Consider the following 14,115-nt stretch of genomic DNA (forward strand, 5'->3'; position numbering starts at 1 on the left):
CCTCCTTAAAATACTTAAGGAATAATTATAACATATTTTTTAACAAAACTCTTTAAAATTATCTATAGTATTTATATTTCTTAAATATTTTAAGTACTCTTCAGTTAATTCTATGTGTTTTACCTTATTCCCTTCTTCTAAAAATGCAATCTTATATTTTTTTTGCTCTACTAATTTTTTTACAGAATTAAAAATATTTTTAGAATAAATTCCTACTAAATAATCTATTCTACCATTTATTTTAGGAACAATTATATCCCAATTTTCTATTTTTAATTCATTTATAAGCTCTTCAATTAATCTTTCACTTAGAAAAGGTAAATCACATGGTAATATTATAGCAAATTCATTTTTTATTTTAGGGAGTACTGTAAAAAATCCTCCCATTGGTCCTATATTTTTTATTTCATCTGAGTACACATTAACTCCTAAATAATCAAGCTCATTTGAATTTGAACTAATTAAAATTTCGTCAATTTGTTTTATTTTTTTTATATTTTCTAAAATTATTTCAATAAAAAATTTTCCATCTTTTTTTAGAAGGGCTTTATTTTTATATTCCATTCTAGATCCTTTCCCTCCGGCTAAAATTATACAGCTTATCATAAATCCTCCCAGTAATTTATTTTTAGTATATTATTGAGAAATTTCTTCTATTATCCTTTTTTATTTGTAAAGGAACTCTCATAATTTAAGTGTATATATAGTTAAATATCATAAGAAAATCTAAGGAGGGACATTGTGGTCAAAGTAACATTAAATAATAATATTATTGAACTTGATGAAACACTATCAGTATTAGATGCCTTAAATAAAATAGGAATTGAACTACCTAATTTTTGTCATGATAGCAGACTAGATAAAAATTTTGGTGTTTGTGGACTCTGCACAATAAATATCAATGGTTCATTAAAAAAAGCATGTCAAACTAAAGTTGAAGAAAACTTAATTTTAAATACAGATAGTGACGATGTTCTAACTTTTAGGAAAAATTTGCTTCAAGATTACATTGATAATCATCATGAAAATTGTCTCATTTGTCCTAAAACTAGTGATTGTAGATTACAAAAATATTGCTTCCAATATGAAATAGAAAAAAAGATTCCCACTACTAATCTATTACCTATAGATTCTAGTAATCCATTTTATTATGTTGATCCAAATAAATGTGTCGCTTGTGGAAGATGTTTTCAAATTTGCACTAATCTTCAATGTAATCATGCTATAAAGATGGGAAGTACTAATGGTAAAAGACACTCTATATTAGATCAAACTAAATGTGTGTCATGTGGTAATTGTATTAGTAAGTGTCCCACTGGAGCTCTTATGGCTAAATCAAAAATTAAATTTAGAATTTGTGACACAGAAAAAACTAATACCACATGTATTTATTGTGGGGTTGGCTGTCAAATTGAATTTAGAACAATAAATAATAAAGTTGTTGGGGCTACTCCAAGAGATATTTCACCTAATAATGGCTTATTATGTGTCAAAGGAAAGTTTGGATTTTCATTCATTAATCATAAAAATAGATTAAAAAATCCATTAATTAGAAAAAATGGTGTTTTAACAGAAGCAACTTGGGATGAAGCGTATAAATTAATCACTAATAAATTTAGAGAAATTAAGGATAAATTCGGCTCAGATGCTATTGGAGGATTCTCTTCTGCTAAATGTACAAATGAAGAAAATTACCTTTTTCAAAAATTTATGAGAGTTGCCATTGGAACAAATAATATAGATCATTGTGCAAGATTTTGTCATTCAACAACAGGAAGTGGTCTTGGGCTTAGTTTAGGAATTGGTGCTATGACTAATAGTATTGAAGAAATTTCTAATAATAAAACTATATTTATACTTGGATCTAATGCACGAGAGACTCACCCTGTTATTGGTACTATGATAAAAAGAGCTAAGCAAAGAGGTGCTAAATTAGTTATAGTAGACCCTAGAAAAATAGATATGAGTGAAATTGCCGATTATTTTTTACAAATTAATTTAAAGAGTAATTCTGCTCTTTTAAACGGAATGATTAATGTTATTATTAGTGAAAATCTTTACAACAAAGATTTTGTTTCTAAAAATACAGAAAAATTTGATGAACTTCTAGAAAGTTCTAGAAAATATACTCCAGAATATGTATCAAAACTTTGTGGAATATCACCAGAAGATATTAGAGCTGTTGCTAGACTATATGCCGATGGTCCAACAGCTACTTATTTTACAATGGGAATAACTCAACATACTAATGGAACTTATGAGGTTCAGGAATTAGCTACATTAGCTCTTTTATGCGGTAATCTTGGAATTAAAAACGCTGGGTTAAATCCTCTTAGAGGTCAAAATAATGTCCAGGGAGCGGGGGACATGGGAGCATATCCTAATAAATATCCTGGAAATCAAAAAGTTGATGATTCTGAAATTAGAAAACAATTTGAAGATTTTTGGGGTGTTAAACTTAATGAAAAAATTGGAAAATTTGGCCCTTCAATGATTGAAGCTGCTGGGAATGGTGATATTAAAGCGTTATATATAATCGGTGAAAACCCTGTTTTATCTGATGCTGATTTAAATCATGTAAAATCTTCTTTATCTAAAATAGACTTTTTAGTTGTTCAAGATCTTTTTTTGACTGAAACAACTGAATACGCAGATGTTGTTTTACCTGCATGTAGTTTTGCTGAGAAAAATGGAACTTTTACAAATACTGAAAGACGTATTCAACGAGTTCGAAAAGCTATTAATCCAATTGGAAATTCAAAATCTGATTATGAAATACTATTAGATTTATTTAAATTTATGGACTTTCCTCAAAACTATACTTCGCCTGAAGACGTGACTATTGAAATTGGAAAAATAGTAAAAAATTATTCAGGTTTAAATTATAAATTAATTGAGAATATAGGAATACAATGGCCTATTATAAATAATTGTGGTACTGATATATTACATAAAAATGGTATTTCTCGGGGGAAAGGACTTCTATTTGAAAATGATGAGCTTATATCTGGAGAAAATAAAACTGAGCAATTTCCATATCTCTTAACTACTGGCAGAGTTTTATATCAATATCATACTAGAACTTTAACTGGTAAAATTGATGGTCTTAATGAAAAATCACCTCATAGTTTTATAGAAATTAACCCCATTACTGCAGCTGAATTAAATATAATTAATGGAGAACGAATTAAAGTTTTATCTTTAAGAGGAGAAATTGAAACTTATGCAGAAATTACAGATAAAGTTAAAGAAGATATATTCTTTATGCCATTTCATTTTATTGATGGTGCTCCAAACTATCTAACGGATGCATCTCATTTAGATAATGTTGCTCATATGCCTGAATTTAAAACTATCGCTGTTAATATTCAAAAATTAAGCTAAAATAAAAAAGAAAATATTTTTTAGGGATGGTTTAAAACCATCCCTTTTTAAATCTCTAATTTTATTTTTTAAAAGAATTTTTTAATACTTTGACAAATTATTTATTAATTTTTTTAAATAATTATAAATTCTTTCAGTAGATGATATATCTAAATATTCACTAGGAGTATGAACTTCTTTAATATTCGGCCCTATACTTATAATATCCATATTAGGGTACTTTTGTGATATTGCTCCACACTCTAATCCTGCATGAATAACTTCAACTTTCATGTCTTTTTTATATAATTCCTTATAAGTTGAAATTGCTTTTTCTCTTAAATTAGAAATTGGATTGAATCTCCATTCTGGATATCCTGCAGAAAAATCATAATTTGCACCAAATTCTTCAACAATATTTACAATCTTATCTTGTAACTCTTTTAAAATATTTACTTCAGAACTTCTTAAAGAAACTATTATTTCAATTGAATCAACAGATGTTTTTACAATAGCTAAATTATCAGATGATTCAACTATATCAGGGTATTCTTTAATCCAAGTATTAACTCCTGTAGGTATATTTTTAATTAAACCTAAATAATTTTTAAAAGATTCTTTATCAATAACTTTAGTGATCGTATCTACTTCTATCATTTCTACCTGGATATTGGGTTCAAAAGACCTATATTTTTCTAAAATTTTATTTATAGAATTTTTTATCGTTGTAGAAATATCTTTTTTAGAAGAAATAGTAGCAGAAGCATTTCTAGGAATAGCATTATCTTTACTTCCACCTGAGATTTCAACTAGAAAGATTTCTTCTTCAAAGTTAATATCACTTAAAATTTCAGATATTATTTTATTTGCATTACCTTTTTTCTTATGAATTTCAACTCCAGAATGACCTCCAGATAAATTTTTGACTTCAATATTCCAAGAAAAAGAAAGATCTTCGTATACTTTAGTAGTTGGTAAAGTGATATCTAATTCAATTCCACCAGCTGATCCCACTGTTATAATACCTTCATCTTCTGAATCTAAATTTATAAGCATACTTCCTTTTAAAATTTTAGAATCTATGGCCAAAGCTCCACCTAAATCAACTTCTTCAGATGTTGTTCCAAGAAATTCTATCGGACCGTGTTCAAAAGAATCATCTTCTAGAATAGCCATAGCTATCGCAACAGCTATTCCATTATCAGCACCTAAAGTTGTTTTATTTGCTTTTAATTTATTTCCATCAACAATTAAATCAATAGGATCTTTTGAAAAGTCATGGAAACTGTCATCTTCCTTCTCACAAACCATATCTAAGTGTCCTTGCATAATAATACCTGATGAACTTTCATAACCTAAAGAAGCTTTTTTTCTTAAAACTACATTATAAGAACTATCTTGGTAAGTTTCAAGTCCTAATTTTCTTCCAAAATCAACAATATAATCACTAATTGCTTTCTCTTGATAAGATTCTCTAGGAATTTTAGATATCTCTTCAAAGTAATAGAAAACTCTTTCTGGTTGTAATTTTTTTAATTTTCTCACTTTATACCTCCAGCTATATCAAAGCGTTTAAAACAAGCATAACAACTGAAAAAACTGCCATTATTCCCATTAAAGGAAGTATATACTTTAACCATTTATCAAAAGTTGTTTCTGCCATCTCTAGAGTTACTAAAATAAGACCAGTTGGTGTTATAAATGACATAAGTCCTTGTCCCCAGTTATATGCATTTATAACAACCTCTCTAGATACCCCAACAGTATCAGCTAAAGGTGCCATAATAGGCATAGAGAGAACAGCTAATCCTGAAGATGATGGAATAAAGAATCCTAATACTGAAAATACAACCATCTGTACAACTGCAAAAACTCCTCCATTCATTTGTGTTACAATCTCTGCTGAGTAATTTAATAATGTGTCAGAAATAAAACCATTATCCATAACAATATTTATAGATCTAGCAAGTCCTATTGTTAAAACAACTCCGACTAAATCAGCTGCCCCAGAAATAAATGTATTAACACAATCCTTTTCAGATAGTCCCGAAAAAATCATTATAAGTATAGCGTCAGCTAAAAATAAAGTAGACATCTCTTCAAACCACCATCCATCTCTTGCCACTCCCCAAATCATAATAGGAAATGCTAGTGCAAAAATAAGGAGAACAATTTTTCTTCTTATAGTAAATTCAACTTTAGATTCGATATCATAGCTTTTTAAAAATCTTTCATGAATAGCATTCTCATCCTCATAAACAAGTGAAGCTTTAGGATTCAATCTAACCTTTTTAGCATAGTAATACATATAGACAAGAGTTATTAGAGACCCTAATGAAAGAACAATAATTCTATACATTAAACCATTTGTAAAATTAATTCCAGCTGCATTAGAAGCTATTACCACAGAAAAAGGATTTACTGTTGAAAACATTGTTCCAATAGAAGATCCCATATAAATTGCTGCGATACAAGTAATTGCATCAAATCCACTTACAAGAAAAATAGGCATAAGAATTGGGTAAAAAGCTATCGTTTCTTCTGCAAGACCAAAGGTTGTTCCTCCTAAAGTTGTTAATAAAAAAACTAAAGTAACAAGCAAAAATTCTTTTCCTTTTGTTCGTTTTGAAAGTGCAGCTATACCAGCATCAAAAGCACCAATTTTATTAATAATTCCTATTATTCCACCTAAAATTAATACAAATACCATTATATCAACAGTATCAAATACTCCTTCAATAGGAGCTTTCAATATTTCTAAAATTCCTTGAGGATGTTGTTCAATTCGAGTATAAGTATTAGGAACAGCTATTGGTTTTTGTATAACTCCATCTACAAATTTATCTAAACTTAATTGTATTTTAAGCTTATTTAAAGTTTCTTGTGTTGCAGAAAGTGTTTCTACTGAATCATTAGGTTTAGTAATAATAAATTCATTTGCCTGAGAATCATAAGTTAATCTTGAGAATTTTCCTGAAGGAACTATATAAGTAAGACCTGCAGCTAAAATAAGGATAATGAAAAGCACAGTAAATGCCGTGGGAAAACTTCTTTTTTTCTTGTTTGTCATTTTCTATTTGTCCAATTGATTTAAATTAAACCTACTGAACTTCCTCCTTTTTTACAGATAATAATCTTATTGTTGATAGTTTGTACTTTTTACATTTCTAATCTCCTCCGTTATAATTTTATTTAACCTTTTATAAACATGATTATATTTTCAGTTTAAACAAAAGTCAATTTTTTTGTTTTTTTTTATTTTAAATACTACGTTATTAATACTTTAATTACAAAATTAAAACACTTTATATGCGATGATAAATTTTGAATTTTTCTAAATAAAGCTAAAAATTATTAAAATGATTTAAATGGAAAATAATCAAAAAGGAATGTTATGTTCCTTAAGTACGTTTGTAATTTCGGAACTTTTTCCTTTATATTGAATAAATTTAAAGAAAATTCCAACTTCAGAAATTGTTTCATATAGAATAGTTTGATCTTTTTTCTTATTAATTATTTTTATTATTTTAAAAAGAAATATATATATTTAGAGCCTCTATTCCCTCAGAGGCTCTTTTATTCTAACTTCCATTCTCCAAACTTCATCCATTTATCATTTCTTTTTTCATGAACTATAATTTTTTTACTTTTATCTAGCTGTTTTATTAAAACATTAATGTGGTTAAAAATTTCATCGTAATCTTCTATCTCTTTAGATAATAAAATTTGTTCATTTTCTAATAGAATTATTCTATACATTAACTCCTCCATTTCATCATTATTCTATATTATATTTTCATAATTTATCTTTAATATCCTTTTTCTATTAGAAAATTATTATACAAAAAAATTCTATAGAATAGACTAGCTTTTTTATGCATCTATCCTATAGAATCTATTTCATTAAAATTTTCCTTTTTTATTCTTTTACTAATTTATAAATTGTATCACATAAAACCTGGCATCCTACTTTTATATCAATTTTTTTAGTAAACTCTTCTTTACAATGACTTCTTCCATTTATACTTGGAACAAAAATCATTGCTGAAGGTATATATTCTCCTAAAATGCTTGTGTCATGATTAGCTCCACTATATAATTTTGTATAACTATACTCTCTTATTTTTATAGACTCTTCTATTATATCTAAAATATTTGAATTTGATTTAACCCCTTTTGCTTCTGCTATTTGTTCAATTTCGCAATAGAATCCTCTTTCTTTTAATTCATCTAGTTGACTTTCAATTATATCTACAACTGTTAATAAATTTTCTTCATCAATTCCTCTTAAGTCTATTGTAAATTCAATAAATTTTGAAATTATGTTAGTTTGATTTGGAAATACTGCAATTTTTCCTACAGTTGCCACCATAGAGTTATCATCCATAGATTTTACAATATTAGGAATTTCAGATATTAATTTGCATCCTTCTACAACTGGATCTAACCTATATTTCATTGGTGTAGCTCCAGCATGGTTAGATTCACCTTTTATTATTATCTTAAACCATTTCAATCCTACAATTCCTTTAACAATTCCTATAGATTTATTTTCTAAATCTAAAACTCTTCCCTGCTCTATGTGGAGTTCAAGCATAGCCTTGTATTTACTTGGTTCAAAAGAAATTGTATCTATATTATCTGGATTATATCTTGCCATTTTCATAACTTCGTACATAGAGTTTCCTTCAGAATCTTTAATTTTTCTGCTTTGTGCAGTAGAAAAATTTTTACAAAAAGCCTTGCTTCCTATTAAATTAGTTCCAAAATGAGGCCCCTCTTCTTCAATAAATATCGAAACTTGATAATCATGATATCTTTTTACTTCACTTTTAGACAATACCCTTGCAACTTCAAGTGCTCCAATTACACCTAAATTACCGTCATATTTTCCTCCATTTGTAACGGTATCTATATGTGAGCCACTCATTACAATTTTTTTATTTTCTCCATTTCCTTTTAAAAGTCCGTGTAAATTTCCAACGCCATCAAACCACACTTCCATACCTATTGCTTTCATTTCTCCCATTAAATATTCTTTAGCTCTTGTATCTTCAATAGTAAAAGAAAATCTAGTACATCCATTTTCTGGAGTACTATTAAATGCATTTAAAATTTCTAGGTCACTTATTATACGTTCAATATTAATTTTCAATTCTTCCCCTCCCAATATTTATTATTACTCTTTTTTATATTTTTATCCAATACCTCTCCTGAATGATATAATCTAAAGTCTATATTTCATATAAATCTTTTCTTCCTTTTGATTTGTTCCTATGATAATATTATATTAATTATTTAATGTCAATATATTTTAATTTGAGAACTTTTCAATTCTATTAGATTATGATAATATGGGCTTATAATAAATATATAAAGGAGTTATGATGAAAAATATTATTAAAGGAGTTCTTTTTGATTTAGATGGAACAGTTTTAAATACACAAAAAATGAATATAGTTCCATTACAAAAATTAATTTTAGAAGAATTAGGTAAAATAATTTCCTATAATGATCTTATTAAGTATTGTGCATATCCTGGTAAACAAACTATAAAAATGTTAGGATTTTATAACGTTGAAACTTCTTATGAGAAATGGGTTAAATATGTCAATGAATTTGAAGAAGGTGCTACTTTATATGAAGGATTTAAAGAAGTTTTTAAAACCCTTCATCAAAATGGAATTAAAATTGGAATTGCAAGTTCTAAAATGAAAAAACAATATGAAATAGATTTTATTCCTACAGGTTTAAATATATACATTGATTGTGCTGTATTAGCAGAGGACACTCTCTTACATAAACCAAATCCAGATCCATTACTTTTAGGAGCAAAACTCTTAAATTTAAATCCAGAAAATATAATATACGTTGGAGACACTATTGCTGATGAAGCTGCTAGCAAAAGTGCTGGAATGAAGTTTGCTTTAGCTTCGTGGGGAGCTTTTAATTTATCTGAATTTAATCCAGATTTTATTTTAAATAAACCACAAGATATTATTAAACTAATGGAGAAAAATTAAAGGAAATTAAAATTTCACTGAATATATTAAAGAGTAGTTTATTATATATTTAGGAGGTACGCTATGACTGCAAATAGTAAAATTATTGATATTAAGGTTGTAAAACCAAGAGTTTTAGTATATCCAGATATCACATATGCTCAACCTTATGATCCCTATTTTGGTATCTCATCTTTAAAATTGGATATTTTTAAACCTGAGATTAAAGAAAATAATTTACCTTTAGTTATATATATTCCTGGTGGAGGATTTATGAGATCTCCAAAAGTCAATTATCTTCAGCAAAAGTAGCAATAGCTGAGGCTGGATTTATTGTTGCTAGCTTAGAATATCGGGTACTTCCTACTAGTAAATTTCCAGATTCTTTAATTGATATAAAATCTGCTATACGTTTTTTAAAAGCGCATGCAGAAGAATTTAATATTAACAAAAATAAAATAATCGTTATGGGAGAATCTGCTGGAGGATATTTAGCTGCTATTACTGGTACAACAAATGGCTTTATTGAATTTGATAAAGGAGATTACTTAAATGAAAATAGTCTCATTAATGGGGTTGTCGACTTGTATGGAATTTCAGATTTAACAAAAATTGCTTCTGATTTTTCCTTAAGCATTCAAAAAACTCATAATTCACCTTCAGCACCAGAAGCATTATTTTTAAATGGAGTAGCTGTTTTTAAAGAAGGAGGATCTGTAAGTAGTGATTCTGAAAAAGTAAAAAAATCTAATCCAATGTCTTATATTTCTAATAATACTCCACCATTTCTATTAATGCATGGTGATTCAGATATTCTTGTATCTCCTAGTGAAACTGATATATTATACCAAGCTTTAATAAAATATGGAATAAAAGCTGAAAGATACCTTATAAAAGGTGTAGGACACGGTGATTATCATTGGTGTCAACCTGAAATTATAGATATAATAATTAATTTTCTAAAGAAAATTTAAAATAAAATAGAGAGGAAAATTTCCTCTCTATTTTTATTTATAAATTTATATATGAAATGCCTTCAGCTATAATTTCAACTGGTCCATCTATTGAAATTTCTCCATTTCTATAACAAACTTCTAACCAACCACCTGGTTGAATTATTTTTGCAAACTCTATATTTTTATATTCTTTTAAATAATATCCAAGTGCTGTTGTTCCAGAGCCACAACTGTTCTCCCAAACCCCATCAAATCCTTGAATCTCTACATATGGTGTCATAAAACTTTTATTATAATCAAAAAACATTATTCCAAAAGCTAAATATTTTTTCTTTTTACAATAATTTCTAATTTTGTCTATAATTTCTTTATTTGGAAGAGCTTCTATAATAAAATGAACAATTCCTTCAAATATAATTTCGCACATTTCTTTGGTTTCTTTTTAATAATTCTAAATTAATCATTTTTATAGATTTTTTCTCTTTGGAAACTTATATCATTAAACGCTAAGTAAGCTGCAAAGGATCTGCAAGCATTTCCACAAAACTCTCCTCCCATCATCTGAAGGTGTGTATCATTAATAAATCCAACCTGCTCTGCATATAAATTTAACTCTCCCATAGAAATTTTAGAAATTCTCTGAATCTCATTCTTATCTATATTTTTTATATTATAAAGCAAAGTTATATTTCCTGCTGGATTAATTTTTACAAAATTTAACTCTTTTAATTTTTTCATTTTACCTCCAAAATTTTTTAATTAATTTGGAGAACTTAATTACTCTAGTATCTATTCAAAATGACAAAGAATTAATTCGTATATTATATTAGCCATTAATCTTGATGTTCTGTCATCATAATCGTAAGTTGGATTAATTTCAGCTACATCTATTGTTAAATTTTTTGAATACCTTGCAATTGTTTTTAAAAGAGGTAATGCATTCCTTGGATTTACTCCAAATGTTTGTGGAGCACTTACTCCTGGAGCAGATGTTATATGAAAAACATCTGTGCATAAAGTTAAATGTATATAATCATTTCTTTTTAAAATTGAATACAGATCATCACTTGGTATAGTTCTAATCTCTTCTGCAAAATAATATTTAACACCTAATCTATCTGCTCTATCAAAAAGTCTTTTTGTATTAGAAAATTTTTGTATTCCAAAAACATTATAATCAAAATTTAATTTTCTTTCCTCACAAATATCAGCTATTTGTAAAAACATAGTCCCTGAATTTCTACCATTTTTATATTCTCTCATATCAAAATGAGCATCGAAATTTATTATTCCGATTTTAGGATTCTCATCTTTTTTTAAAGCATAATCTAAAATTCCAGAATAATTTGCAAATGCTATATCGTGACCACCACCAAGAACTACTACAAGAAAATTTCTTTCTTTTAAGGCTGAAATTATATTAGACATTTTTGTATGAGCAAATTCTAAGTCATGATTTAAAACTTCAACTGGATCTTTTAAGTCATAAAATTTTAAATCCTCTCTAAAAATTGGGAATCCAGATAACGCTCGCTTTACATGTATCCATCCCTCCTTTGCTCCTAGTCTTCCTGAATTTCTTCTAACTCCCTCATCAGAATTAAAGCTTACAAAACAAACTTTTTTTTCTTTTAAATCAATCTCTAGTAAATCTTCAAAAGTCATTACTTTAACAACTTGATGTATACGAAGAACGTCTAATTCCACGCCATCTATTCTTCCAGTCCAATACATAATATCTTCTCCTAATTTCTAATTAATTTTATTATTTTACTAATTTTTCTATTAAATTTTCATCTACAATATATGGTAAAGTTATATGATCTGTTCCTTCATTATTTTTATTAAATTCCATAACAGTTTCAATTGAGTGCGGATTTCTTGCCCATGCTCTTCTTGCAACTCCTCCCATAACATCCCATGGCATTGCTTGAGCTAAAATATCATCTACTCTTTTGCTTCCATCTAAAACCATTCCAAATCCACCATTTATAGATTTTCCAATTCCTACTCCTCCACCATTATGTAGAGCTATCATAGTCATTCCTCTAGCAGCATTTCCTGCAAAACATTGCGTTGCCATATCAGCCATAATATTACTTCCGTCTTTTATATTTGATGTTTCTCTAAATGGTGAATCTGTTCCTGAAACATCATGATGGTCACGTCCTAACATAACTGGTCCTATTTCACCTTTTCTAACCATATCATTAAATTTTAAAGCTATTTGAGTTCTGCTCATAGCATCTTGATAAAATATTCTAGCTTGTGTTCCTACAACAAGTCCATTTTCATCTGCATCTTTAATCCACATATAATTATCTCTATCTTGGTATCTTCTATTTGGATCGACTAATTCAAGAGCTGCTGCATCAGTTTTTAAAAGATCCTCTTTTTTTCCTGACAAACAAACCCATCTAAATGGACCATAACCATAATCAAATAATTCTGGCCCTAAAATATCCTCAACATATGATGGAAATATAAAACCTCCTTTATCATCTCTTCCATTTTTTGATATCTCTTTAATTCCAATATCATAGATAGATTTTAAGAAACTATTTCCATAATCAAAGAAATAAACTCCTTTATTAGTTAAATTTTTAATTACATTGTAATGTCTTCTTAAAGTTTCATCTACCAATTTTCTAAAAGTTTCTCTATCCTCTGCTAATAATCTTGTTCTCTCTTCAAATGTTATTCCAACAGGACAATATCCACCGTCATAAACAGCATGACAAGATGTTTGATCAGATAATAAATCTATATGAACATTATTTGTATCTGCATATTCTAATAAGTCTACTATATTTCCTAAATAAGCAATAGCATATGGAGTTTTTGAATCCATTTTTTCTTTAGCTAAATCAAAAGCTTCTTTAGGAGTTGTAACAAATTTATTTATCCAACCTTGTTCTAATCTAGTTTGAATTCTAGATAAATCAACTTCTGCAATTATAGAAACTCCTTTAGCTATAACAGTAGCCTTTCCTTGAGCACCACTCATTCCTCCAAGTCCTGATGTTACAAATAATTTACCCGCTAAATCTCCATCAGCAGGAACGCCACAGAAAAGTCTTCCTGCGTTTAAAATTGTAGAATATGTACCATGAACTATTCCTTGCGGTCCAATGTACATCCATCCTCCTGCAGTCATCTGACCATAGTTAGCTACTCCAAGAGCTGCACCTCTTGCCCAGTTATCATAATCATCAAAAGCTCCAATCATAAGTCCATTAGTTATTATAACTCTTGGTGCTGAAGGATGAGATTTAAATAGTCCTGTTGGATGCCCAGAAGCTACAACTAAAGTTTGATCCATTGTTATATTTTCAAGATATTTTTTAATTAATCTATATTGCATCCAGTTTTGACAAACTTGTCCTGTTTCACCATAAGTTACAAGTTCATATGGGTAAAGAGCTATGTCAAAATCTAAATTATTATCTATCATAACTTGAATTGCCTTTGCATCAGTACATTTTCCTTCATATTCAAAAATTGGTTTTCCGTGAATATTTCCTGTAGGTCTAAATCTATATCCGTATATTCTACCGTGAGTTTTTAACTCTTCTAAAAATTCTGGAGCTAACATTTCATGGAATTCTTCAGGAATATATCTTAAGGCATTTTTAAGTGCTAAAGCTATTTCATCTTTTTCTAAATGTACTACCCTTTTTGGAGCTCTTCTAACTTTTGGATCAATTTTAGGTATTTCCATAGGAATATCATTAGCAGTTAATTTAATTGTCATAGCATTAAAAATCTCTTGATTTAACATAATTTAAAACCTC

The 14,115-nt window shown here is 28.1% G+C and carries 13 protein-coding genes; 4 read left to right on the top strand and 9 right to left on the bottom strand.

Going from position 1 to position 14,115, the window contains the following annotated elements; genetic code table 11:
- Positions 1 to 39 precede the first annotated feature (39 nt).
- Positions 40 to 606: a molybdenum cofactor guanylyltransferase gene (locus NON08_RS13620; protein ID WP_256692167.1), complete on the bottom strand. Its 567-nt coding sequence runs from the start codon at positions 604 to 606 to the stop codon at positions 40 to 42.
- A gap of 135 nt (positions 607 to 741) precedes the next feature.
- Between NON08_RS13620 and fdhF the strand changes: the two genes are divergently transcribed.
- The gene (fdhF, locus tag NON08_RS13625; protein ID WP_256692168.1) at positions 742 to 3,384 is read left to right on the top strand and encodes a formate dehydrogenase subunit alpha; all 2,643 of its coding nucleotides are present in this window, start codon (positions 742 to 744) and stop codon (positions 3,382 to 3,384) included.
- Between the two features lie 81 nt (positions 3,385 to 3,465).
- On the opposite strand, the gene NON08_RS13630 is transcribed toward fdhF, so the two are convergent.
- From NON08_RS13630 to NON08_RS13645, 4 genes are all read right to left on the bottom strand, one after another.
- The gene (locus tag NON08_RS13630) at positions 3,466 to 4,908 is read right to left on the bottom strand and encodes an aminoacyl-histidine dipeptidase (protein ID WP_256692169.1); all 1,443 of its coding nucleotides are present in this window, start codon (positions 4,906 to 4,908) and stop codon (positions 3,466 to 3,468) included.
- A gap of 13 nt (positions 4,909 to 4,921) precedes the next feature.
- The gene (locus NON08_RS13635) at positions 4,922 to 6,433 is read right to left on the bottom strand and encodes a YfcC family protein (protein ID WP_256692170.1); all 1,512 of its coding nucleotides are present in this window, start codon (positions 6,431 to 6,433) and stop codon (positions 4,922 to 4,924) included.
- A gap of 506 nt (positions 6,434 to 6,939) precedes the next feature.
- Positions 6,940 to 7,122, bottom strand: coding sequence for a hypothetical protein (locus tag NON08_RS13640; RefSeq protein WP_256692171.1), 183 nt, complete (start codon positions 7,120 to 7,122; stop codon positions 6,940 to 6,942).
- 160 nt (positions 7,123 to 7,282) lie between these two features.
- Positions 7,283 to 8,518, bottom strand: a complete 1,236-nt coding sequence (locus NON08_RS13645; RefSeq protein WP_256692172.1) for a M20 family metallo-hydrolase — start codon at positions 8,516 to 8,518, stop codon at positions 7,283 to 7,285.
- 232 nt (positions 8,519 to 8,750) lie between these two features.
- Here NON08_RS13645 and NON08_RS13650 point away from each other — a divergent pair, with 232 nt between their 5' ends.
- The 3 genes from NON08_RS13650 to NON08_RS13660 all read left to right on the top strand — a co-directional run bounded on the left by NON08_RS13650 (position 8,751) and on the right by NON08_RS13660 (position 10,339).
- Positions 8,751 to 9,386, top strand: coding sequence for an HAD family hydrolase (locus NON08_RS13650; RefSeq protein ID WP_256692173.1), 636 nt, complete (start codon positions 8,751 to 8,753; stop codon positions 9,384 to 9,386).
- 63 nt (positions 9,387 to 9,449) lie between these two features.
- Positions 9,450 to 9,677 carry a hypothetical protein gene (locus NON08_RS13655; protein WP_256692174.1) on the top strand — a complete coding sequence of 76 codons (228 nt, stop codon included), beginning with the start codon at positions 9,450 to 9,452 and terminating at the stop codon, positions 9,675 to 9,677.
- A gap of 20 nt (positions 9,678 to 9,697) precedes the next feature.
- Entirely contained in the window at positions 9,698 to 10,339 is a 642-nt protein-coding gene (locus NON08_RS13660) for an alpha/beta hydrolase fold domain-containing protein (RefSeq protein WP_256692230.1), read from the top strand.
- Between the two features lie 37 nt (positions 10,340 to 10,376).
- On the opposite strand, the gene NON08_RS15145 is transcribed toward NON08_RS13660, so the two are convergent.
- The 4 genes from NON08_RS15145 to NON08_RS13675 are packed head-to-tail and all read right to left on the bottom strand — an operon-like array spanning position 10,377 to position 14,102.
- Entirely contained in the window at positions 10,377 to 10,748 is a 372-nt protein-coding gene (locus NON08_RS15145) for a hypothetical protein (RefSeq protein ID WP_413774063.1), read from the bottom strand.
- A gap of 29 nt (positions 10,749 to 10,777) precedes the next feature.
- Positions 10,778 to 11,059: a hypothetical protein gene (locus NON08_RS15150; RefSeq protein ID WP_413774064.1), complete on the bottom strand. Its 282-nt coding sequence runs from the start codon at positions 11,057 to 11,059 to the stop codon at positions 10,778 to 10,780.
- Between the two features lie 51 nt (positions 11,060 to 11,110).
- Positions 11,111 to 12,055 (bottom strand): formimidoylglutamase, encoded by a 945-nt coding sequence (gene hutG / locus NON08_RS13670; RefSeq protein ID WP_256692175.1) that lies wholly within the window; start codon positions 12,053 to 12,055, stop codon positions 11,111 to 11,113.
- Positions 12,056 to 12,086: 31 nt separating this feature from the next.
- Positions 12,087 to 14,102 (bottom strand): urocanate hydratase, encoded by a 2,016-nt coding sequence (locus NON08_RS13675; RefSeq protein WP_264759833.1) that lies wholly within the window; start codon positions 14,100 to 14,102, stop codon positions 12,087 to 12,089.
- Between the last annotated feature and the right edge of the window lie 13 nt (positions 14,103 to 14,115).

It is taken from the genome of Cetobacterium sp. NK01 (assembly GCF_024506395.1).
In the GTDB taxonomy this organism is placed as follows: domain Bacteria; phylum Fusobacteriota; class Fusobacteriia; order Fusobacteriales; family Fusobacteriaceae; genus Cetobacterium_A; species Cetobacterium_A somerae_A.